Source organism: Streptomyces brevispora (assembly GCF_007829885.1).
Lineage (GTDB): Bacteria > Actinomycetota > Actinomycetes > Streptomycetales > Streptomycetaceae > Streptomyces > Streptomyces brevispora.
Genome location: NZ_VIWW01000001.1, coordinates 3,674,236 through 3,695,102, shown reverse-complemented (window position 1 = coordinate 3,695,102; position 20,867 = coordinate 3,674,236). Strand labels below are relative to the sequence as shown.

Below are 20,867 nucleotides of genomic sequence, written 5' to 3'. Positions count from 1 at the left end.
ATGTAACCCGCAGGCTTTTGTAGTTTTCAGACTTCTTTGCAGGTTCTGGAGCAGGGCAACCCTTTGGCCCAAGGAGGGCTTATGGCTACCGGAACCGTCAAGTGGTTCAACGCTGAAAAGGGCTTCGGCTTCATCGCCCAGGACGGCGGCGGCCCGGATGTCTTCGTCCACTACTCCGCGATCAACGCGTCCGGGTTCCGCTCCCTCGAGGAGAACCAGGTCGTGAACTTCGACGTCACTCAGGGACCCAAGGGTCCGCAGGCTGAGAACGTCACCCCGGCCTAGTTGCCCGGGTCGGCCGATCGCGGCCGGTAACGCAGTACCCAAGGAGCCCCGCTCCCCCGCCTCGGCGGAGGAGCGGGGCTCCTGCCTGTGTGACGGCCGCCCACGAGCGGACGGCCGGTCCACTGCTTCCTTCTCGGGCGCCTCGTCTGCTTCCTGGGCGCCTCGTCCGCTTCCAGCGCGGCCTGTGCGGCGGTGCGCTGTTCCGCGTCATGGATGCGGCCCACCACCGAACGTGTCCGGGTCACCTGCCCGTATCCGGGCTCTCAAGGAATGCTCCACATCAGGTCCTGTCCGCACCGGGCAGCGGGTTCCAGTGGTGCGCGTCACACCCACAGGGGGGCGCTGCGATCCTTGACCTTGACACCGTGTGAGGACGTGCACTGGGAGACATCATGTTCACCATCGGAGACTTCGCCCGGTACGGGCGGGTGTCGGCCCGGATGCTGCGTCACTACGACGCGATCGGACTCCTGCACCCGGACAGTACCGACCCCGCCACCGGCTACCGCCACTACGGCGCAGGCCAGCTCGCCCGGCTCAACCGGATCATCGCCCTCAAGGGTCTCGGCTTCACGCTCCAGCAGGTGCGGGCCGTCCTCGACGAGGAGGTGGGCTCCGAGGAGCTGCGCGGGATGCTGCGGCTGCGGCGGTCGGAGCTGGAGGCGGCGATGGCCGCGGCGGCGGCACGGCTGGCCCAGGTCGAGGCAAGGCTCCGGACAATCGAGAGCGAGGGACACATGTCTGTGGACGAAGTCGTGGTCAAGGACGTTCCGGCGGTACGGGTCGCGGAACTGACCGGGGTGGCCGCCGGCTACGAACCGGCGGAGATCACTCCGGTGATCCGCCCGCTGTACGAGCGGCTGTTCGCGCTGCTGGGCGAGGCCGGGGTCTCCCCGACGGGCCCCGGCATCGCACGCTACGAGGACGCGCCGGAAGGGGGCGGGGCGGTGGTCGTCCATGCCGGGGTGACGGTCTCGGCGCCGGTGGGGCCGCTGGGCGACACCAGGGTCACCGTGATCGAGCTGCCTCCGTTCGAGGCGGCGACCATCGTCCACCGGGGCGCGATGGACGGGATCCTGCCGACGTCCCAGACCCTGGCGCGCTGGATCGACACCTCCGGCTACCGGTCGGCGGGGTACGCCCGTGAGATCAATCTGGAGTGCCCCGCGGACGAGGAGAAGTGGGTGACGGAGCTCCAGGAGCCGATCACCCGCAACTGACCCGGGAGGAACGAGAGCGGGGGGAGTAGGGGTGCCGGGGCCGTCCACTGCGGACGGCCCCGGTACCCCCGCGGTTCACGCCCCCGTGCCGGGGCCCGCCCACAGGCCGTCCGGGGTCAGCCCGAGCAGGTCGATCGCGTTGCGGCGCACGATGCGGTCCACCACGTCCGCGTCCAGGTGCCCCATCTGCTCCTCGCCGACCTCGCGGGACTTGGGCCAGGTCGAGTCGGAGTGCGGGTAGTCCGTCTCGTACAGCACATTGCCGACGCCGATCGCGTCCAGGTTCTTCAGTCCGAAGGCATCGTCGAAGAAGCAGCCGTAGACGTGCCCGGTGAACAGCTCCGACGGCGGCCGGTGGACCTTGTCCGCCACTCCGCCCCAGCCGCGGTTCTCCTCCCAGACCACGTCGGCGCGCTCCAGAATGTACGGAATCCAGCCGATCTGACCCTCCGCGTACATGATCCGCAGGTTCGGGAAGCGCTCGAACTTGCCGCTCATCAGCCAGTCGACCATCGAGAAGCAGCAGTTGGCGAAGGTGATCGTGGAGCCGACGGCGGGCGGGGCGTCGGCCGAGGTGGACGGCATCCTGGAGGACGAGCCGATGTGCATGGCGATCACCGTCCCCGTCTCGTCGCAGGCCTGGAGGAACGGATCCCAATCGTCCGCATGAATGGACGGCAGCCCAAGATGTGGAGGTATTTCGGAGAACGCCACCGCCCTCACTCCGCGCGCCGCGTTGCGCCTGACCTCGTCGGCGGCCAGTCGCGCGTCCCACAGCGGGACCAGGGTGAGGGGGATGAGCCGGCCGTGAGCCTGCGGGCCGCACCACTCGTCGACCATCCAGTCGTTGTACGCGCGCACCCCGAGCAGCCCGAGTTCACGGTCCTTCGCTTCGGTGAAGGTCTGGCCGCAGAAGCGGGGGAAGGTCGGGAAACAGAGCGCGGACTGCACGTGGTTGATGTCCATGTCGGCGAGCCGCTCGGGCACCGAGAACGAACCGGGACGCATCTGCTCGTAAGTGATCACTTCGAGCTTGATCTCGTCCCTGTCATAGCCGACGGACGTGTCCAGGCGAGTGAGCGGGCGGTGCAGGTCCTCGTACACCCACCAGTCACCGACCGGGCCATCGTCGCCCTTCGCGCCCATCACGGGTGCGAACTTGCCGCCCATGAACGTCATTTCCTTGAGCGGCGCGCGGACGATGCGCGGACCGGAGTCCGCGTACCTGGACGGGAGCCGGTCCCGCCAGACATGAGGGGGCTCCACCGTGTGGTCGTCCACCGAGATGATCTTCGGGAAGGTCTCCATGCGTTCCACGGTAGCGTCGATCTGACGAACCGTCAGCTATCTGCGCGAGGCTCCGTTCCACAATCGTTGTCCAGAGCTCGTGCAGAGAGTCACCCACTGCTGACGCGTCCGCCCTTCACAAGGCAGACTGTTGACGGCGATACCAACGGTATGGAGCAATCCGGATCTCCTCGGCGGTGTCCCGACATGTGCGGTGCGGAACAGGGCAGTGGCGGCGAGCAGGACAGGAGGCGGCAATGGGCCTTGACGACGGGCCGCGGGTGCGCGTTCCGGAACAGCGAGCTCCGGAGCAACGACCGGCGGACGACACGGAACTGCGCTTCTCCGTACTCGGCCCGGTACGGGCCCGGCGGGGCGGCGAGACGCTGCCCCCCGGCTCGCCGCAGCAGCGCGCCCTGCTGACGGCTCTCCTGCTGCGCGACGGGCACACCGTCACGGCCGCCGAACTGATCGACGCCATCTGGGGCGACGACCCGCCCTCGCAGGCACTGGCCGCCGTGCGTACGTACGCCTCCCGGCTGCGCAAGAACCTGGGCCCGCAGACCCTGGCGAGCGATTCCGGCGGGTACGCGATGCGGACGGGGCCCGGCGCGCTCGATGTGACCGTGGCCGAGGAACTGGCCGCCGACGCCGACAAGGCCCGCACCGCGGGCGACCGCGACCGGGCCAGGGCGCTGCTGAACAAGGCGCTCGCCCTGTGGGACGGCGAGGCGCTGGCCTCCGTACCCGGCCCCTATGCCGAGAACCAGCGCACCCGGCTGGAGGAGTGGCGGCTCCAGCTCACCGAGACCCGGCTGGATCTGGACCTGGAGGTCGGCTGCCACGCGGAGGCGGTCTCCGAACTGACCGCGCTCACCGCCGCGCACCCGCTGCGCGAACGGCTGCGCGAACTCCTGATGGTGGCTCTGTACCGCAGTGGCCGCCAGGCCGAGGCCCTCGCCGTCTACGCGGACACGCGCCGGCTGCTCGCCGAGGAACTGGGCGTCGACCCGCGCCCCGAACTCGCCCAGCTCCAGCAGCGCATCCTGCGGGCCGACGAGGAGCTGGCCCGCCCGGCCGACCAGCCCACCCCGGCCGCCGCACCAATCCGCCCGGCGCAACTCCCGGCCACCGTCCCGGACTTCACGGGCCGCGCCTCCTTCGTACGGGAACTGGGCAACCGCATCGCCACCGCCGAGGGCTCCGTCATGGCCGTCTCCGCACTGGCCGGCATCGGCGGCGTCGGCAAGACGACCCTCGCCGTCCACGTCGCGCACCAGGCCCGCAAGCACTTCCCGGACGGCCAGCTGTACGTCGACCTCCAGGGCGCGGGCTCCCGCGCCGCCGAACCGGAGACGGTGCTCGGCGCGTTCCTGCGCGCCCTGGGCACGGCGGACTCGGCGATCCCCGACTCCCTCGACGAACGCGCCGCGCTCTACCGCTCCACGCTCGACGGCCGCCGCATCCTGATCCTCCTGGACAACGCCCACGACGCGGCCCAGATCCGCCCCCTGCTCCCCGGCACGACGGGCTGCGCGGCGCTGGTCACCAGCCGGGTCAGGATGGTGGACCTGGCGGGCGCGCACCTGGTCGACCTGGACGTGATGTCGCCCGAGGAGGCGCTCCAGCTCTTCACCCGCATCGTGGGCGAGGAGCGCATCAACTCCGAGCGCAAGGCGGCCCTCGACGTCGTCGCCGCCTGCGGCTTCCTCCCGCTGGCCATCCGCATCGCCGCCTCCCGCCTGGCCTCCCGCCGCACCTGGACGGTCTCGGTCCTGGCCGCCAAGCTCGCCGACGAACGCCGCCGCCTGGACGAACTCCAGGCGGGCGACCTCGCCGTGAAGGCCACCTTCGAACTCGGCTACGGCCAGCTGGAACCCGCCCAGGCCCGCGCCTTCCGCCTCCTGGGCCTCGCGGACGGCCCCGACATCTCCCTCGCCGCCGCGGCCGCCCTGCTGGACCTGGAGACGCACGCGGCGGAGGACCTCCTGGAGGCCCTGGTCGACACGTCCCTCGTGGAATCGGCGGCCCCGGGCCGCTACCGCTACCACGACCTGGTGCGCCTCTACGCGCGCTCCTGCGCCGAGCGGGACGAACAGACGCCGGTGGAGCGGGAGTCGGCGCTGTCGCGGCTGCTGGACTTCTATCTGGCCACGGCGGCGGGGGTGTACGCGCTGGAGCGGCCGGGGGAGCGCGTGCTCGACCACTTCTCGCGCACCACGTACCCGGGGCTTGTCTTCCAGGTCCGCGAGGCCGCGCTGGACTGGCTGTTCACCGAGTCCAGCGGGCTGCTCGCCTGTGCGCGGCAGTCGGCCACCATCGGGATGCCACGACGCGCATCGGATCTGCTGATGGCCGTGGTCGACCTGGGTGAGTCGGGAGCGAACTCACACCAGTTCGCCACGGCGGCCACATCCGTTGCGCAGGCGGCCGAGGCCGCCTGCGAGGCACAGGCCGAGGCCAGGGCCCGCACCATGCTGTCCCACGTCCACAGCGTCTCGGGCCGTTTCGCCGAGGCGGAGACCCAGGCGATCAGGGCCCTGAACCTGGGGCGCCTGACGCAGGACCCGGTTTCGCAGGGACAGGCCCCCAACCAGCTGGGCATCATCGCCCTCTACGAGAACCGTCACGAAGACGCGGAGTCCCATTTCTCGCAGGCCATGACCGCGTTCCGCGCCGACGGCAACAAGCCCGGCGAGGCGGCAGCGCTGTGCAACCTCTCGCGCGTGCACCTCGCGACCGGCCGGACCACGAGCGCCGTTCAGCTCGCCCAGCAGGGCGTCGCCATCTACGAGGACGACGCCACCGGCCTGGCCCTGCGCCTCGCCAACGGCAAGTACGCACTCGGGCTGGCGCTCATCGGCAGCCAGCAGACCGCCGGGGCGCAGAACGTGCTGCTGGAGGCATTGCGCATCTTCCGGGAGAGCCGGCAGCAGTTGTGGCACGGCATGACGCTCTTCCGGCTGGCCGAACTGCACCTGGCGGAACAGGAAGCGCCCCAGGCGGCGGCCCACGCGGAACAAGCGCTGGCCGTACTCCGGGGCATTGGCGGGGACTGGCGCAGGGCCAATGTACTGACGGTCCTCGGCCAGGCCCTGGCGGTCATCGGACAGACCGACCGGGCGCAGGTCTGCTGGAGCAAGGCGTTGTCGATCTTCGAGGAGCTCGGCTCCCCGGAGGCCGAAACGGTGCGCCGGCTCCTCAACCCGGCCGCCGTGGCCTGACCCTGCCCGGCGTTCATCAATCGTTTATCGCCGCACGCCACTCTCTAGTCATCGATCCGCCGCGTCGGGGGGCAGACGGATCGGCGTGCGGCCTCACCGATTAGGGTGAACGGCCCAGCAAGGCCCGCCCGGCAGTCCACGGGGGAACAGCCGGGCGGGCCTGACCGACCCATACGCCCAACTTTTCAGGAGTTGACCTTCATGGCCGCCAACAAGGACAGCCTCAAGCCGACCGACGCGCACGCCACCGGCGAGGAGATCACCACTCAGGACGCGCACGCGACCAGCGAGCCCGCGAAGCCGGTAAAGCCGCTGAAGCCGACCGACGCCCACGCGACGTCCGAGCCGGTGAAGCCGACCGACGCCCACGCGACGTCCGAGCCGGCCAACTAGTCCAACCTGCACGGGGATACGGCCGCGGCGGCGCGGAGGGGGAGCCGTCGCGGCCGCTGCGTGTCCGCGCCCGGACGCTCAGCAGGGATTGCGCCAACGTTCAACCACTTTCAGCCTCAAGGGTTTCGCCATAGCCCCCACGCAACCTCGGTAACGACCCAGGACATGCACGCAACCTGAGCAGCCGGAGTGGCCCGAGCCACACGGCTCGGGCCCTCTCCCGCACCCCTTACAACCCCCGGACCCGCACCCCCGCCCCGCACAGCTTCCCCATGTCGTCCTCGTTCGAGGTGAACACCACCACCCGTCCCCGCTGCCTCCCCGCGATCACCGCGAGGGCCGCGTCGATGGCGTACTTGTGGCCGTGCAGGCCGGTGGACAGGAGCAAGCGAATCGCCTCGTCGGCGACGTCCTTGGCGACGGGCTCGACCACGACGCCCGCCATCGCCCAGTCCCAGACGGGCTTCCGGACCTTGCCGTGATACGCCTCGACCAAGGTCATCGCGCTGGTCACCACGCGAATACCCGAACGGTGGGAGTCCTTGAGGAGGGCCTTCATCCCGGGATCTCCGAGTGCGGCCCGGGAGAGGCCCTCACAGTCCAGTACGTACGAGAGGTCGGACATCAGGCCGCCTTCCGGTGCGGCGCCGCGCCCGCTTCCTGCCCCTCGAACCACCGCTCGATCTCACGCCGCTCGGTCTCGGCCGCCGCCAGATCAGCATCCGTCACCGGGCCGTACTCGCCCTCCAGCCGGTCCACCAGCTCCCCCAGCCGGTCGTGCTCGCGCTGACGCTCTATGGCGCGGGTGACATACGCGCTGAACGCCCCCGGCCCCACCTCGGTCCGGATTTCCTCCGCAAGCTCCTCCGGCAGCGTAACCGTGTACTTCTTGGTTGCCATACCTCTCACCATGCCGAGGCCGGCAGGAGCCCGCCACCAGCCTCACCCCACGGGGTGACAAGTCAGCGCCCCCGCCCCCGCAACTCCCCCTTCACCACCTTGCCGCCGGCGTTGCGCGGCAGCTCCGTCACGAACTCCACCGCCCTGGGCACCTTGTAGTTCGCCATCTCGCGCCGCGCCCAGGCGACCAGGTCGTCGGCCGTCACCGTCGCGCCCGGCCGGCGGACCACGTAGGCCTTGCCGACCTCGCCGAGGCGGGGGTCGGGGATGCCGATGACCGCGACGTCCGCCACGTCCGGGTGCAGGCCCAGGAGCTGTTCGATCTCCGCGGGGTAGGCGTTGAAGCCGCCGACGATGAACATGTCCTTGATCCGGTCCGTGATGCGCAGGCTGCCGTCCTCCTCGACGACGCCCACGTCGCCGGTGTGCAGCCAGCCGTCCGAGGTGATCGTGGCGGCCGTGGTCTCCGGGTCCTCGAAGTAGCCCCGCATCACGTTGAACCCGCGGACCAGGACCTCGCCCGGCTCGCCCGGGGCGGCCAGGACGCGGATCTCCGTGCCGGGGATCGCCCGGCCGGAGGTGGCGGCGATGACCTCCGCCGGGTCGCCGCGGCGGCACATCGAGACGATGCCGCTCGCCTCGGAGAGGCCGTAGGCGGTCAGGACCGTGGCGATGCCGAGTTCGGTGCGCAGGCGCTCCACCAGTCGGAGCGGGACCACCGCCGCGCCCGTCACGACCAGGCGGAGCGCCGAGAGGTCGTGGCCGGAGCGGGCCGGGTGGTCCAGGAGCGACTGGTGGAGGGTGGGCGGGCCGGGGAGGACGGAGATGCGCTCGGCGGCGATGTTGGCGAGGACCGTGTCCACGTTGAAGACCGGCTGCGGGATCATCGTCGCGCCCCGCATCAGGCAGGCGATGACGCCCGCCTTGTAGCCGAAGGTGTGGAAGAACGGGTTCACGATCAGATAGCGGTCGCCCTCGCGCAGACCGGCCAGCTCGCTCCAGATCTGGTAGCAGCGCAGGGTCTGGGCGTGGCTGATGACCGCGCCCTTGGGGCGGCCCGTGGTGCCCGAGGTGTAGATGATGTCGGAGGGGGCGGACGAGGGGATCGCGTCCGCCCGTTCCCGTACCCGCCCGGGAGAGATCCGCTCCCCCGAGGCCAGGAAGTCCTTCCAGGTGACGTAGTCGTCGGGCGCCGCGTCGGCGAGCACCACCACCTTCTCCAGGTGCGGGAGTTCGACCTCGGCACGGCGCAGGGACGCCACGTACGACGTACCGAGGAAGGTGCCCGTGACGAAGAGCAGCTTCGCGCGGCTGCGTTCCAGGACGTACGCCGCCTCCGTGCCCTTGAAGCGGGTGTTGAGGGGGACCAGGACCGCGCCGGCCGTCACCGCGCCCAGCGCGGAGACGATCCAGTCCAGGGTGTTGGGCGCCCAGACCGCCACCCGGTCCCCCGGTTCCACCCCCGAGGCCATGCACGCGGCGGCGGCCCGCTCCACGCGTTCGCCGAGTTCCGTGTACGTGATCCTGGTGCGGCCCTCGACCACCGCCTCGCGGTCGCCGTACCGCTCGGCCGCCTTCCGTACCAGGTTCGGGACGGTGGACCATTCCTCGTCGCCGCGCATCTCGTGCCCTCCCGCCGAACCGGACCGCGGTGACCGACCCCACCAGCCGACCGCAGTAGCTGACTATCCGTCAGGTTAGCTGTAGCCTCCTCCGCTGTCAGCAGTCATGACGGCTTCGGAGGTGGCGGTGGCGACGCTCAAGGACAAGACAGCGATAGCCGGGATCGGGCAGACGCGGTTCGCGAAACACCTGCCCGAGTCGGAGAAGACCCTGGCCTGCCGGGCGATCGTCGCGGCGCTCGACGACGCGGGCATCGCCGCGTCGGAGGTGGACGCGTTCGCCTCGTACACGATGGAGGAGACCGACGAGGTCGAGGTCGCCAAGTCCATCGGGGCCGGCGATGTCACCTTCTTCAGCAAGGTGGGCTACGGGGGCGGCGGCTCCTGTGCGACGCTCGCGCATCTCGCGGCCGCCGTGGCGACCGGCCAGGCGAGCGTGGGTGTCGCCTGGCGGTCACGGAAGCGGGGGTCGGGGCCGCGGCCCTGGAAGAACACCGCGGTGCAACTGCCCACCCCCGCCCAGTGGACCCGCCCGTACGGGCTGCTGCGGCCCGCCGACGAGATCGGGATGCTGGCACGGCGGTACATGCACGAGTACGGGGCGACCCGCGACCATCTCTTCAACGTCGCGCTGGCCTGCCGCAACCGGGCCAACCAGAACCCCGACGCGGTGATGTACGAACGGCCGCTGACCCGCGACATGTATATGACCTCGCGCTGGATCAGCGAGCCGCTCTGCCTCTTCGACAACTGCCTGGAGACGGACGGGGCGCTGGCCTGCGTCATCGTCTCCGCCGAACGGGCCCGGGACTGCCGGCAGAAGCCCGTCTACCTCCACTCCGTCGCCCAGGGGCTGCCCGCCCAGCACCACGGGATGGTCAACTACTGGAACGACGACCCGCTCACCGGTCCGGCCTGGGCCGCCGCCCGACAGCTGTGGAAGCAGGCCGACTTCGGGCCGGACGACGTCGATGTCGCCCAGATCTACGACGCGTTCACCCCGCTCATCCCGCTCTCCCTGGAGGGGTACGGGTTCTGCGGGCGCGGCGAGGGCGCCGCGTTCACCGAGGGCGGTGCGCTGGAGAGCGGGGGACGGCTGCCGATCAACACGGGTGGCGGCGGTCTCAGCGAGGGGTACGTGCACGGCTTCAACCTCATCAACGAGGGCGTGAAGCAGTTGCGCGGCGTCTCCACCGCCCAGGTCGCGGACGCCTCGACCTGCCTGGTGACCGCCGGGGAGGGCGTGCCCACATCCGCCGTACTGCTGAGGAGTTGACCGAGATGGATGCCCTGCTGCTGCCCGTCGTCGACGAGGACGGCGCACCCTTCTGGGAGTACGCGGCCCGCGGTGAACTGCGCGTCCAGGCGTGCGCCGCCCCGGACTGCGGACGGCTCCGCTTCCCGCCCCGGCCGTGCTGCCCGCACTGCCAGTCCTTCGACAGCGAGTGGCGGGCGCTGAGCGGGCGCGGCCGCATCTGGTCCTATGTGCTGCCGCATCCGCCGCTGCTGCCCGCATACGCGGCGCAGGCCCCGTACAACGCGGTGGTGGTCGAACTGGCCGACGCCCCGGAGATCCGGCTGGTCGGCAACGTGGTGACCGGGCCGGACGCGCCGCTGAACTCGGTGGACCCGGGCCGGCTGCGGATCGGGGCGGCGGTGAAGGCGGTCTTCTGCCCCGTCTCCCCCGAAGCGACCCTGGTCCGCTGGCTGCTGGAGCGGTGACCGGCGATGGCACTGCGCACGGAGACGGACAAGGAGACCGGGGTCGCGCTGCTCACCCTGGACCGGCCGGCGAAGCACAACGCGATCGACCTCGCGACGGCCGCCGAACTCACGGCCGCCTGGCGGGCGTTCCGGTACGACGAGGAGGTGCGGGCCGTCGTCGTGACGGGCGCGGGCGGCCGGGCGTTCTGTACCGGGATCGACCGCGGCGTGGACGTCCCGCAGCCCTCGTCCCCGTACACGATCGACGATCCGCTGATCGCGATCGGGCCGAAGGCGAACTACCTGTGGAAGCCGGTGATCGCGGCCGTGGAGGGGATGGCCTGCGGCGGGGCGTTCTATCTGCTGGGCGAGGCGGAGTTCGTCATCGCGTCCGAGGAGGCGACGTTCTTCGACCCGCACACCACGTACGGCATGGTCAGCGCGTACGAGGCGATCTCGATGGCGCAGCGGATGCCGTTCGGTGAGGTCGCCCGGATGTCCCTGATGGGAACGGCCGAACGGGTCTCGGCCCGGCGCGCGTACGAGACCGGGCTGGTCAGCGAGGTCACCCCGCCCGGTGGCGCGGTGGCGGCGGCGCTGCGGGCGGCGGCGGTCATCGCCTCGTACCCGACCGCGGCGGTGCAGGGGACGGTACGGGCCGTCTGGTCCGCGAAGGAGGGGGCCCGAACGCAGGCCCTGGCCCATGCCCCGCACCTGATCGCGCTCGGCAACCTGGCGCCGGAGCGGCAGGCGGAGCTGTTCGGGGAGCGGGGCAGGGGGGCGGGTGGTGGCGAGTACCGGCTGCGGTGAGTACGCGGCCGGTGCCCGCGTCGGCGTCGGTGTCGGCGTCGGCGTCGGCGTCGCTGCCGGCGTCGGTGTCGCCGTGTACGTCGTCGTCGCTGCCTGCGTCGGCGTCGCTGTTGCTGTTGCTGTTGCTGTGGGTCAGTAGCTGAGCTCGGCGGTGACCGAGCACTTCTTCACCCGGGAGACCTTGCTCGGGCTGTCCATCCGGACGGAGACGGTCTTCGTCTCGCCGCCGTCCGCGTCCACCCTCGCCTCGCCCGTGTCGACGGTGTTGCCGAACGCGTCGAGGAAGGTCACGTCGACCTCGTAGTTGTGGCTGCCCGCCGCGCCCGCGGTGAGGCGCACGGTGGAGGTGGTGACGGCCTTGCGCTTGCCCTTGCGGGGCGTCGCGCAGCGGAAGACGTACGCCCGGGGCGCGTCCGTCGCGGTGGCGCTCGGGGTCGCCGTGCCGTAGGCGGAGCCGCTGGACGAGCTGCCGGACGAGCCGTAGTTGTCGTCGTGGTAGTCGGTGTCGTGGTAGGTCCCGTTGCTCTTCTTGGAGTTGGAGCACCCACCGCCGCTGCTGCTACCGCCACTGCCGCCGGACGTCCTGCTCTTGCCGCTCTTGCCGCCGTGGCTGGAACCGGTGAAGCCGGTGAGCGCGAGCACCACCGCGGTCAGGACCACTGCCAGCTTCATGTTCTGCCGCATCATCGATGCCGCCCCCCTTGTGTTGTGGCTCAGCTCCACGGTGTTCGGCACCGCTGCCGCACGGCCGCGCGCGACACCGTAACGCACAGCATGGCCGGTTCCGATCGGCGGCCCGGTCATGGCCCTGTCACGATCCGGTCATCGTCCGCCCGCTGTCCGCCCGTCGTCGTCTGGTGGCGGGGGCCATGCCCCCGGCGTAGCGTCGAGGCGAGAGCGGTGCTGATCCGTGTCGCCGGCCGGTGAAGCGTCGCACGCCCGCTGGAGGCCGGAGATGATCCGTAACGTCCTCGGCTCGATCGTCGCTCTCGCAGGAGCGGCAGCCGCCGTGCTGAGCCCCTTCCGTGCCTGGTACGACGGCCGTCTCGGGCGGCACTACCGGATCGGCGACCTCTTCACCGGTGTCACCGGGGCGCACCCCGGTCTGTTCGATTCGATCCTGCTCCCGTTTGTCTTCGCCGCGGTGCTGACGGTCGTCGGCGTCGCGCTGCGGTCCCGGCTGCTGGTCGCCCTCGCGGGCGTGGTGGTGCTCGGGTTCACGGTGCTGTGGATGGTCCGCCAGGGCCAGGCGGCCGGAGAGCTGACGATCTCGGGGAACGGCTCCGGGCTCGATCAGGGGGTGGCGGGCGCGGCGGGTGGCGGGGTGCTGCTCCTGCTGGGGGCGGCGCTGATGTCGGGGCGCGGTGGCGGGCGGCTCGGGGCGCGGGCGGACCGGAACCGGCCGTTCAAGGCGCCGGGGTCGGCGGAACCCGACACATGGCCGCCCACCCGGGAGCCGGGACCGTCGGTGCAGACCAGCCCCTGGCCGGAGCCCGAGGTGGATCCGTACGTGGGACCGCCGCGAGACACGGGCCCGGACAGATCGAGCCCGTCCGGCGACTGAGGACGAAGCGGCCGTCCGGACGCACCCGGCCCTCGTCCCGACCGCCCCTACGCGCGGGGGCGGTTGCCGGTGCCCGTGCCCTTCAGGGCGTCCAGCGCGTACACGCAGCGGTCCTTGCTGCATGCGTACACCACCCCGCCCTGCGCCACCGGCGAGCCCGTGATCTCGCCGCCCGTGGCGAGCTTCCAGCGGAGCTGGCCGCCCGCCGCGTCCAGGGTGTAGAGCACGTGGTCGGCCGAGCCGAAGTGCACCCGGCCGTCGGCGACGACCGGCGCGCCCACCACCTCGCCCCCCGCGGCGAACCGCCACTTCGGGGTGCCGGTGACCGCGTCCAGCGTGTACAGCGCGCTGCCGCTGCCGACATGGACGTTCCCCGTCGCCACCAGCACCGGTTCGGTCGACTGCCGGGACTCCGTGGCGATGCGCCAGCGGTCCTTGCCGGTCGCGGCGTCCAGCGCGTACACCGTGCCGAGGTAGTCCGCGAGGTACACCCCGCCGCCGGTGACCGCCGGGCCGGGCGCGAACGCGGGCGGCGAGAGGAAGGCCGCCGGCGACTCGAAGTGCCAGCGCACCCGGCCGGAGACGATGTCCAGCGCGAGGACCCGGGTGCCCGCGCAGACGTACGCGCAGCCGTCCGGTGCCGGGGTCACCCGGACCGGCACCCCGCCGCAGGAGGCCGCGTCGCCGACCGGGTACGACCAGCGCTCGACGCCGGTACGGGCGTCGAGGGCCCGCAGCCGGGCGTCCTGCCAGAGGTAGACCGTGCCGCCGTGGACGGCCGGTCCGGCCTCCGCCGTCTCGAAGTCCGTCTGCGCCCCGGTGGTCTCCCAGAGCTTCTCCCCGGTGGACGCCTCCCACGCCTGGACGCCGCCGCCCCGGGTGCCGGTGACGACGGTGCCGCGGTCGGCCTTGAGCGCGTACACCCACGCATCGGTCTGGAGCCGCCACCGTTCGGCGCCGGTGACCGCGTCCAGGGCGTAGAGCGACGGGCCGTCGGAGGCGTGGATGCGGCCGCCGTCCACCGCCATCGTCCAGGCCACGTCACGGGTCTTGAACTGGCGCCGCCCGTTGCCGGTGTCCAGCGCGTGCACCTCGAAGGAGGTGACGTACAGCAGGTCGCCGACGACCACCGGCGTCCCCCACACGTCGTTCGACATCCGGAACCGCCAGGGCCGCCAGCGTTCCGGCCCCGGGGGCACACTGTCCGGCGCGGGCGCCGGAGCGGGCACGGGTGCGGTCGGAGCCGCGGCGGCGCCGTTCATCCCGGCGCCCATCCCGGCGTTCACTCCGGCGGGCGGGCGCACCCAGCCGGTCGCCGGAGCCGCCTCGGCCACGGCGGCGGAGGCGCGTACGTCCTGGGCGCGCGGACCGGGCCCGATCGGCACATGCGCACCGGAGAGCCGCACCGGGCCGCCCTCGTCGGGCAGCTCCGCGGTCGGGGCGGCCGGGGGACGCAGGTCCGCGCCGCTGCGCCAGGCGGTGTCCCACTCGGCGCCCGGCGGATTGGCGGGCGGCGGCGGCACGGGGGCGGGCGCGGGCGGCGCGGGAGCGGGCACGGGGGCGAGCGCGCGACCGCCGCCGCGGCGCAGCTCGATCATCTCGGTGGCGGAGACCGGCAGCCAGGCCGACGCCGTTCCGCTGTCGTCGCCGCCGGAGCCGAAGAGGTGCGGGGCGAGCTGGGACTGCAGTTCGGCGGGGGTGGGCCGGCGCGACGCGTCCATCTGCATGCAGGACTCGATCAGCGACCGCAGATCGTCGGGCAGACCGCTGATGTCGGGGCCCTCGCGCAGCAGCATGAAGACCGTCTCGACCGGGTTCGCCCCGTGGAACGGCGCATGGCCGGTCGCGGCGAAGACGAGCGTCGAGCCGAGCGAGAAGATGTCGCTGGCGCCCGTGACACTGCGCGAGTCCCGCGCCTGCTCGGGCGACATGTACGCGGGCGTGCCGACGGCGACGTTCGTCATGGTGAGCCGGGTGTTGGAGACACCGGAGGCGATACCGAAGTCGATGACCCGGGGGCCGTCCTCGACGACAAGCACGTTCGACGGCTTCATGTCGCGGTGGACGAGCTTCGCACCGTGGATGGACTGGAGGGCCTCGGCGATGCCCGCGGCCAGCCAGCGCACCGCCTGGGTCGGCATCGGCCCGCACTCGTTCACGATCTCTTCCAGCGAGGGCGCGGGCACATACGCGGTGGCGAGCCAGGGCACGGCGGCACGCGGATCCGCGTCCACCACCGCGGCCGTGTAGAAACCGCTGACCGCGCGGGCGGCCTCCACCTCACGCGTGAAGCGGACCCGGAACAGCTGGTCCTCGGCCAGTTCCGTACGGACCGTCTTGATCGCCACCCGCCGGCCCGACGCCGAGCGGGCGAGATAGACCAGCCCCATGCCGCCGGCCCCGAGCCGTCCCAGCACCTCGAACGGGCCGATCCGCCTCGGGTCGTGCTGCGTCAGCTGCTCCATCACTTGCCTGCCACCTCCCCGTACGAACCTCAATCGACAGAGGCCCGCGAAAACCCGCCCTGTGCAGCGTCTCACCACTGGGCACCACCCGGCGGTGCGCACCCCGATTCTTCCTGGCCGAGGCGCCGGTTGCGAACCCGGGGGCAGATCCGGGTGTCATGGCTCACTCCGGTCGGTATCAGGACACCGGTGGCTGAAGTACTCCGAACACGGCGCCCTGGTCGTCCTGGAGCACCGACATCCGCCCGGACGGAATATCGAAGGGCGGTGCGGACACCCGGCCGCCGAGCCGGACGACGGTGGCGGCCGACTCGTCGCAGTCCGCCACGGCGAAGTAGTTGAGGAAGTAGCTGGGCATCATGGCGGGGAACGCGTCGGTGATGACGCTGCGCCCGCCGACCGCGGTGTCCGGCCCGGGTTCCGTGCCGGCCGGCGACCACATGCGGAAGTCGACGCCGGACTCGTTCGTTCCGGGGGCGCCGGAGCCGGCTTCGTCGGGATCGACGGAGCGGAAGCCGAAGACCTGCTCGTAGAAGGGGTCGACGCGTTCCTTCTGCCGGGTGTAGACCTCGGTCCAGCAGAAGGAGCCCGGCTCGTTCTGCTTCTGGAAGCCCCTGCGCCCAGCGGCCTGCCAGAGCCCGAAGACGGCGCCGCCCGGGTCGGCGGCCTGGGCGAGCACCCCGGACCGGCCGGCCCGCACCGGTTCGGTGATCACCTGCCCGCCCGCCTCCCGGATCCGGGCGACGGAGGCCCTGATGTCGTCGGTCGCGAAGTAGACGCCCCAGGCGGTCGGCATGCGGCCGTCCTGCTTGGCGGCGAGCCCGGCGACCAGGGCCCCGCCGCTGAGGGCATCGGCGAAGGGTCCGTCGCCCGCCCGGAAGGTCCAGCCGAAGAGCTCACCGTAGAAGCGCTTGCCCGCTTCGAGGTCGGGAAGCTGCACATCCACCCAGCACGGCGCGGACTGCGCGAATGCGGCCATGGACCCGGATCCTTCCGTAGCGGTGACGCCCGTCGGCAGCGACGCCCATCAGCGGTGACGTTCGCCAGTGTTGACGCCCATCAGCGACGCCGTTCGCCCAGTGGTGATGCTCGTCACACCCAACGTAGCCGCGAGGCGCTCGGCGCGCGCTTCAGCCCCTTCCGTACGAACATATTTTCGATACCAACATTCCCGAATGCCGTCGTCACGGAAAGTTATCCACCGATGTTATCCACAGGCTGTTGATAACATTAATCAGACGGTGTGGAACCGCATGCGGAACCACGGGGGCACATCGTCGGAAACCACCGCATTCTCCCCCGTCACGACTGCGGCATTCCCCATTTGCAGTCGGCCGAATCGCGCTCCGATCACCCGTCGGTAAGCTGACGGCATGACAGGACAAGTACGCACCGTCGACGGCCGCGTGGCCGGTCGACGCGGACAGGCGACGCGGCAGAAGCTGCTCGACTGCCTCAGCGAGATGCTCAGCTCCTCGCCGTACCGGGACGTCAAAGTCATCGACGTCGCCCGGAAGGCGGGGACTTCACCCGCGACCTTCTATCAATACTTCCCCGACGTGGAGGGCGCCGTCCTCGAAATCGCCGAAGAGATGGCCAAGGAGGGTGCCGGACTGACCGAACTGGTCGCCGGACGCTCCTGGGTCGGCAAGTCGGGCTGGCAGACCGCCGAGGAACTCGTCGAGGGATTCCTCGACTTCTGGCGGCGCAACGACGCGATCCTTCGCGTGGTCGACCTCGGTGCGGCCGAGGGCGACAAGCGGTTCTACAAGATCCGTATGAAGATCCTCAACTCCGTCACCAACTCCCTTACGGACTCGATGAAGGAGCTCCAGGCCAAGGGCAGGGTGGACAAGGACATCAGTCCCGCGGCGATGGCCGGTTCCCTGGTCGCGATGCTGGCCGCGGTCGCCTCGCACCAGAAGGGCTTCACCACCTGGGGCGTGAAGCAGGCCGAACTCCGTCCGAACCTCGCGCTGTTGGTGCACCTGGGCATCACCGGCAGGAAGCCGACGAAGTAGCGCCCGCGCCGGATTCCCCACGTACTGGGTGACGCGCGGTGATCCCGGGCGCCCCAGGTCCTGTCTCACCGACGGCGGACCACGCATGTGGTCCGCCGTCGGTGTACCCGGACACCGCACAAGGGCGAGGCGGACAGCCGGGCAGCGCGAACCGGCTTGCCCTCACGCCGACTCGTCGCGCCGCTCCAGCCGGAACAGCCGGATCTCCCGGTCGATCCGCGCCTGGTACGCCGCGTAGGGCGGCCAGAACTTCAGCGCCGCCTCCCACACCACCGCCCGCTCGGCACCCGCCAGCAGCCGGGCCCGTACCGGAATGTCGCGGCCCTTCCAGCTGATGACGGCCCCGTCCGGATGCGCCAGCAGGTTCGCCGTCCACGCCGGGTGCCCGGTACGGCCGAAGTTGCTGCCGACCAGGATCCAGCTGCCCGGCTCACCCTCGCGCCGGTCACCGCTGCGTCCTTCACCGTTGCGCCGGTCGCCGCCGCCCGAAGCAGCGTCGCCGCCGTGTTCCGGCATGCAGGCCAGCGGGGTGGTCCTGGGCTGTCCGCTCCGCGCCCCCGGCACCGTCAGGACGACCCCCGGCAGTATCTGCGCGCTGAGCAGCACCCGGCCGCGGGTGAGCTTGTGGACCGTGCGGTCCATGGCCGGTACGAGATGGGGTGCGACCCGTGCGAAGGCCCGGGTCGAGGAGACCTTCTGGACGAGGCGGACGCCGAGCGCCATCAGACCGCCACCCGTTCGGCCGGTCCCTGTTCGGCCCGTCCCCGTTCGGCGGTTCCCCGTTCCGGCGCGCCCTGACCGGGTCCGAAGAGTCCCGCCCGCTGGGCCGCGTGGTCGCGGAGGCGGTGGACGGGGCCCAGGAGCAGTTCGTCGGCGGCGGCCCGCTTGAAGTACAGATGCGCCTCGTGCTCCCAGGTGAAGCCGATGCCCCCGTGGAGCTGCACGGCCTCGGCGGTGGTGACGCGCAGCGCCTCCAGCGCCTGGGCGAGGGCGAGCCCGCCGGCCTCCGGGTCCCAGGCCGCGTAGTACGCCGCGGAACGGGCCGACTGCACCCGTACGTACAGATCGGCGAGGCGGTGCTTCACGGCCTGGAAGGAGCCGATCGCGCGGCCGAACTGCTCGCGCTCCCCGACATGGGCGACCGTCCGCTCCAGCGCGCTCGCGGCCGCCCCCACCGCCTCGGCGGCGAGTGCCGCGGCCGCGGTGCGGCCTGCCGCGGCGAGGGCCGCCGACGCGTCCACGGTGTCGTCGGCGCCGAGGAGTTCGGCCTCGGCGTCGCGCAGCTGGATGCGGGCGAGCGGCCGGGTCTCGTCCAGTGCGGTCCGCCGGGTGCGGACGAGTCCGGCGGGCGTCCGCGGCCCGTCCGTCCGGACCAGGAACAACAGCGTGCGGCTGCGCGGGAAGCCGCCCGTGTGCGCGGCGACCAGGAGCAGTCCGGCGCTGTGCCCGTCGAGCACCTGGTCGGCCTCTCCGTACAGCCGCCATCCCCCGCCGTCGCCGGACGGCCGGGCCTGCACGCCGCCCGCCCGGCCGCCGCCCGCCCAGCTGCCGCCGGTGAGGTCGCCGGTGAGGCCGAGGGCGGTGGCGAGCGAGCCGCCGGGGACGGCCAGCGTCGCGGTGAGTTCGCCCGCCGCGACGCCCGGCAGCAGGGCGGTGCGCTGCTCGTCGGTGCCGAGGGCGACGATCAGGGGAGCGGCGAGTACGGCGGTGGCGAGCAGCGGGGACGGCAGCAGTGCCCGGCCGGCCTCCTCGCAGACGACGGCGAGCTCGACGGGGCCGCAGCCGACGCCTCCGTACTCCTGCGGCAGGGCGAGTCCGGGCAGGCCCAGGTCCCGGGCGAGCCGGCGCCACAGCTCGGCGTCGTATCCGTCCCGCGTGCCCACGGCGCTCCTGACGTCGTCGGGGCCGCTGTGTCGGGCCAGCAGTTCGCGCAAGGTGCGGCGGATCTCGTCCTGTTCCGCGGTGAAGGCGGCATCCATCGTCGGACTCCTTCCCCTCGGAGGCCGACGGCCTCCGATCTGACGGGCCGTCATGCTAGGGCCGATGTTACGAGATTCCCAGAGCCGCGCACCGTGACACCCCCGCAGGATCCCGGCATCGCGAGCCGGGCCACCCCGCCCGGATCTGATGTACCGTCAGATTCATGCCTTCTTCCCACCGCAAGGTCGCTGTCGTCGGCATATCCCTCGCCGACTGCGGACGCGTCGAGACGGCCACGCCGTACGCCCTGCACGCCCAGGCCGCCCGCCGGGCGCTCGCCGACTCGGGCCTGGACCGTTCGGTCGTCGACGGGTTCGCCTCCGCCGGACTCGGCACGCTCGCCCCGGTCGAGGTCGCCGAGTACCTGGGGCTGAAACCCACCTGGGTGGACTCCACCTCGGTCGGCGGATCGACCTGGGAGGTGATGGCCGCCCATGCGGCGGACGCCATCGCGGCGGGCCGCGCCAACGCCGTACTGCTGGTGTACGGGTCGACGGCGCGGTCGGACATCAAGGCGGGGCGCCGCACGTCCAACCTCTCCTTCGGGGCCCGCGGCCCGCTCCAGTTCGAGGTGCCGTACGGGCACTCGCTGGTCGCCAAGTACGCGATGGCGGCCCGCCGCCACATGCACGCGTACGGCACCACCCTCGAACAGCTCGCCGAGGTGGCGGTGCAGGCCCGCGCCAACGCGGCCGCCAATCCGGACGCGATGTTCCGCGACCCGATCACCGTGGACGAGGTGCTGTCCGGCCCGATGATCGCCGACCCGTTCACCAAGCTGCACTGCTGCATCCGCAGCGACGGCGGCTGCGCGGTGCTGCTGGCGGCCGAGGAGTACGTACCGGACACGGCGAAGGAGCCGGTCTGGATCCTGGGTACCGGCGAGCACGTCTCGCACTCCGCCATGTCCGAGTGGGACGACTTCACGGTCTCCCCCGCCGCCGTCTCGGGCTGGCTGGCCTTCGAGCGGGCGGGGGTGCGGCCCGCCGACATCGATCTGGCCGAGATCTACGACGCGTTCACCTACATGACCCTGGTGACGCTGGAGGACCTGGGCTTCTGCGCGAAGGGCGAGGGCGGCGCGTACGTCGAGAAGGGTCGCACCGGCCTGACCGGCGAGCTCCCGGTGAACACGGACGGTGGCGGCCTGTCCGCCTGCCACCCCGGCATGCGCGGGCTGTTCCTGCTGGTGGAGGCGGTACGCCAGTTGCGCGGCGAGGCGGGGGAACGCCAGGTGCGCAAGGCGGGCGGGCGGCTGCCGGAGCTGGCGGTGGCGTCGGGGACGGGCGGCTGGTTCTGCTCGTCGGGGACGGTGGTGCTGGGGCGGGGGTGAGGAGTGGCGCTGGATCATGCCGAAGCGCTCAGCCCCGCGCCCGTGGGATCCAATGGCCG

General features: G+C 71.8%; 20 protein-coding genes. 11 read left to right on the top strand and 9 right to left on the bottom strand.

Going from position 1 to position 20,867, the window contains the following annotated elements; all coding sequences use genetic code 11:
* Positions 1–81: 81 nt before the first annotated feature.
* Complete coding sequence (locus FHX80_RS17275; RefSeq protein WP_003967102.1) at positions 82–285, top strand: cold-shock protein; 204 nt, start codon at positions 82–84, stop codon at positions 283–285.
* 392 nt (positions 286–677) lie between these two features.
* On the top strand, positions 678–1,505 hold the full coding sequence (locus FHX80_RS17270) for a MerR family transcriptional regulator (RefSeq protein ID WP_145765004.1): 828 nt from the start codon (positions 678–680) through the stop codon (positions 1,503–1,505).
* A 75-nt stretch (positions 1,506–1,580) separates the two neighbouring features.
* On the opposite strand, the gene FHX80_RS17265 is transcribed toward FHX80_RS17270, so the two are convergent.
* Positions 1,581–2,813 (bottom strand): amidohydrolase family protein, encoded by a 1,233-nt coding sequence (locus FHX80_RS17265; RefSeq protein ID WP_145765003.1) that lies wholly within the window; start codon positions 2,811–2,813, stop codon positions 1,581–1,583.
* 236 nt (positions 2,814–3,049) lie between these two features.
* Here FHX80_RS17265 and afsR point away from each other — a divergent pair, with 236 nt between their 5' ends.
* Positions 3,050–6,016, top strand: a complete 2,967-nt coding sequence (gene afsR, locus FHX80_RS17260) for an SARP-family global regulator AfsR (RefSeq protein WP_145765002.1) — start codon at positions 3,050–3,052, stop codon at positions 6,014–6,016.
* A 201-nt stretch (positions 6,017–6,217) separates the two neighbouring features.
* A complete protein-coding gene (locus FHX80_RS17255; protein WP_145765001.1) occupies positions 6,218–6,409 on the top strand; it encodes a hypothetical protein in 192 nt (63 codons plus the stop codon).
* Positions 6,410–6,638: 229 nt separating this feature from the next.
* Here FHX80_RS17255 and FHX80_RS17250 read toward each other — a convergent pair whose 3' ends face one another.
* The 3 genes from FHX80_RS17250 to FHX80_RS17240 all read right to left on the bottom strand — a co-directional run bounded on the left by FHX80_RS17250 (position 6,639) and on the right by FHX80_RS17240 (position 8,931).
* On the bottom strand, positions 6,639–7,034 hold the full coding sequence (locus FHX80_RS17250) for a hypothetical protein (protein ID WP_145765000.1): 396 nt from the start codon (positions 7,032–7,034) through the stop codon (positions 6,639–6,641).
* Complete coding sequence (locus tag FHX80_RS17245) at positions 7,034–7,309, bottom strand: hypothetical protein (RefSeq protein WP_145764999.1); 276 nt, start codon at positions 7,307–7,309, stop codon at positions 7,034–7,036. Before FHX80_RS17245 ends, FHX80_RS17250 begins: the two co-directional genes overlap by 1 nt.
* Before the next feature lie 62 nt (positions 7,310–7,371).
* Entirely contained in the window at positions 7,372–8,931 is a 1,560-nt protein-coding gene (locus FHX80_RS17240) for a FadD3 family acyl-CoA ligase (RefSeq protein ID WP_145764998.1), read from the bottom strand.
* Between the two features lie 127 nt (positions 8,932–9,058).
* On the opposite strand from FHX80_RS17240, the gene FHX80_RS17235 reads away from it, so the two are divergent.
* Genes FHX80_RS17235 through FHX80_RS34760 form a run of 4 tightly spaced genes read left to right on the top strand, consistent with a single transcriptional unit; the run spans position 9,059 to position 11,584 of the window.
* A complete protein-coding gene (locus FHX80_RS17235) occupies positions 9,059–10,207 on the top strand; it encodes a lipid-transfer protein (RefSeq protein WP_145767352.1) in 1,149 nt (382 codons plus the stop codon).
* A 5-nt stretch (positions 10,208–10,212) separates the two neighbouring features.
* The gene (locus FHX80_RS17230; RefSeq protein WP_208764794.1) at positions 10,213–10,653 is read left to right on the top strand and encodes a Zn-ribbon domain-containing OB-fold protein; all 441 of its coding nucleotides are present in this window, start codon (positions 10,213–10,215) and stop codon (positions 10,651–10,653) included.
* A gap of 6 nt (positions 10,654–10,659) precedes the next feature.
* On the top strand, positions 10,660–11,445 hold the full coding sequence (locus FHX80_RS17225; RefSeq protein WP_145764996.1) for an enoyl-CoA hydratase/isomerase family protein: 786 nt from the start codon (positions 10,660–10,662) through the stop codon (positions 11,443–11,445).
* Complete coding sequence (locus tag FHX80_RS34760) at positions 11,423–11,584, top strand: hypothetical protein (RefSeq protein WP_208764676.1); 162 nt, start codon at positions 11,423–11,425, stop codon at positions 11,582–11,584. Before FHX80_RS17225 ends, FHX80_RS34760 begins: the two co-directional genes overlap by 23 nt.
* On the opposite strand, the gene FHX80_RS17220 is transcribed toward FHX80_RS34760, so the two are convergent.
* Positions 11,578–12,132 (bottom strand): hypothetical protein, encoded by a 555-nt coding sequence (locus tag FHX80_RS17220; protein ID WP_145764995.1) that lies wholly within the window; start codon positions 12,130–12,132, stop codon positions 11,578–11,580. The genes FHX80_RS34760 and FHX80_RS17220 overlap by 7 nt on opposite strands.
* A gap of 268 nt (positions 12,133–12,400) precedes the next feature.
* Between FHX80_RS17220 and FHX80_RS17215 the strand changes: the two genes are divergently transcribed.
* The gene (locus FHX80_RS17215) at positions 12,401–13,009 is read left to right on the top strand and encodes a hypothetical protein (RefSeq protein ID WP_145764994.1); all 609 of its coding nucleotides are present in this window, start codon (positions 12,401–12,403) and stop codon (positions 13,007–13,009) included.
* Positions 13,010–13,056: 47 nt separating this feature from the next.
* Here FHX80_RS17215 and afsK read toward each other — a convergent pair whose 3' ends face one another.
* Positions 13,057–15,474, bottom strand: a complete 2,418-nt coding sequence (gene afsK / locus FHX80_RS17210) for a protein serine/threonine kinase AfsK (RefSeq protein ID WP_145764993.1) — start codon at positions 15,472–15,474, stop codon at positions 13,057–13,059.
* Between the two features lie 178 nt (positions 15,475–15,652).
* On the bottom strand, positions 15,653–16,453 hold the full coding sequence (locus FHX80_RS17205) for a VOC family protein (protein ID WP_145764992.1): 801 nt from the start codon (positions 16,451–16,453) through the stop codon (positions 15,653–15,655).
* A 394-nt stretch (positions 16,454–16,847) separates the two neighbouring features.
* Between FHX80_RS17205 and FHX80_RS17200 the strand changes: the two genes are divergently transcribed.
* Positions 16,848–17,495 carry a TetR family transcriptional regulator gene (locus FHX80_RS17200; RefSeq protein ID WP_145764991.1) on the top strand — a complete coding sequence of 216 codons (648 nt, stop codon included), beginning with the start codon at positions 16,848–16,850 and terminating at the stop codon, positions 17,493–17,495.
* Positions 17,496–17,657: 162 nt separating this feature from the next.
* Here the strand turns inward: FHX80_RS17200 and FHX80_RS17195 are convergent, their stop codons facing one another.
* Positions 17,658–18,218, bottom strand: a complete 561-nt coding sequence (locus FHX80_RS17195; RefSeq protein WP_145764990.1) for a nitroreductase family deazaflavin-dependent oxidoreductase — start codon at positions 18,216–18,218, stop codon at positions 17,658–17,660.
* Complete coding sequence (locus FHX80_RS17190; RefSeq protein ID WP_145764989.1) at positions 18,218–19,474, bottom strand: acyl-CoA dehydrogenase family protein; 1,257 nt, start codon at positions 19,472–19,474, stop codon at positions 18,218–18,220. Before FHX80_RS17190 ends, FHX80_RS17195 begins: the two co-directional genes overlap by 1 nt.
* Before the next feature lie 164 nt (positions 19,475–19,638).
* Here FHX80_RS17190 and FHX80_RS17185 point away from each other — a divergent pair, with 164 nt between their 5' ends.
* On the top strand, positions 19,639–20,808 hold the full coding sequence (locus FHX80_RS17185) for a thiolase C-terminal domain-containing protein (RefSeq protein WP_145764988.1): 1,170 nt from the start codon (positions 19,639–19,641) through the stop codon (positions 20,806–20,808).
* The last annotated feature ends 59 nt before the right edge of the window (positions 20,809–20,867 follow it).

Bases quoted from the DNA above. Each gene is read 5' to 3' on its own strand.
- FHX80_RS17275 (WP_003967102.1), top strand. From the start codon at position 82: ATGGCTACCGGAACCGTCAAGTGGTTCAACGCTGAAAAGGGCTTCGGC.
- FHX80_RS17270 (WP_145765004.1), top strand. From the start codon at position 678: ATGTTCACCATCGGAGACTTCGCCCGGTACGGGCGGGTGTCGGCCCGG.
- FHX80_RS17265 (WP_145765003.1), bottom strand. From the start codon at position 2,813: ATGGAGACCTTCCCGAAGATCATCTCGGTGGACGACCACACGGTGGAG.
- afsR (WP_145765002.1), top strand. From the start codon at position 3,050: ATGGGCCTTGACGACGGGCCGCGGGTGCGCGTTCCGGAACAGCGAGCT.
- FHX80_RS17255 (WP_145765001.1), top strand. From the start codon at position 6,218: ATGGCCGCCAACAAGGACAGCCTCAAGCCGACCGACGCGCACGCCACC.
- FHX80_RS17250 (WP_145765000.1), bottom strand. From the start codon at position 7,034: ATGTCCGACCTCTCGTACGTACTGGACTGTGAGGGCCTCTCCCGGGCC.
- FHX80_RS17245 (WP_145764999.1), bottom strand. From the start codon at position 7,309: ATGGCAACCAAGAAGTACACGGTTACGCTGCCGGAGGAGCTTGCGGAG.
- FHX80_RS17240 (WP_145764998.1), bottom strand. From the start codon at position 8,931: ATGCGCGGCGACGAGGAATGGTCCACCGTCCCGAACCTGGTACGGAAG.
- FHX80_RS17230 (WP_208764794.1), top strand. From the start codon at position 10,213: ATGGATGCCCTGCTGCTGCCCGTCGTCGACGAGGACGGCGCACCCTTC.
- FHX80_RS17225 (WP_145764996.1), top strand. From the start codon at position 10,660: ATGGCACTGCGCACGGAGACGGACAAGGAGACCGGGGTCGCGCTGCTC.
- FHX80_RS17220 (WP_145764995.1), bottom strand. From the start codon at position 12,132: ATGATGCGGCAGAACATGAAGCTGGCAGTGGTCCTGACCGCGGTGGTG.
- FHX80_RS17215 (WP_145764994.1), top strand. From the start codon at position 12,401: ATGATCCGTAACGTCCTCGGCTCGATCGTCGCTCTCGCAGGAGCGGCA.
- afsK (WP_145764993.1), bottom strand. From the start codon at position 15,474: ATGGAGCAGCTGACGCAGCACGACCCGAGGCGGATCGGCCCGTTCGAG.
- FHX80_RS17205 (WP_145764992.1), bottom strand. From the start codon at position 16,453: ATGGCCGCATTCGCGCAGTCCGCGCCGTGCTGGGTGGATGTGCAGCTT.
- FHX80_RS17200 (WP_145764991.1), top strand. From the start codon at position 16,848: ATGACAGGACAAGTACGCACCGTCGACGGCCGCGTGGCCGGTCGACGC.
- FHX80_RS17195 (WP_145764990.1), bottom strand. From the start codon at position 18,218: ATGGCGCTCGGCGTCCGCCTCGTCCAGAAGGTCTCCTCGACCCGGGCC.
- FHX80_RS17190 (WP_145764989.1), bottom strand. From the start codon at position 19,474: ATGGATGCCGCCTTCACCGCGGAACAGGACGAGATCCGCCGCACCTTG.
- FHX80_RS17185 (WP_145764988.1), top strand. From the start codon at position 19,639: ATGCCTTCTTCCCACCGCAAGGTCGCTGTCGTCGGCATATCCCTCGCC.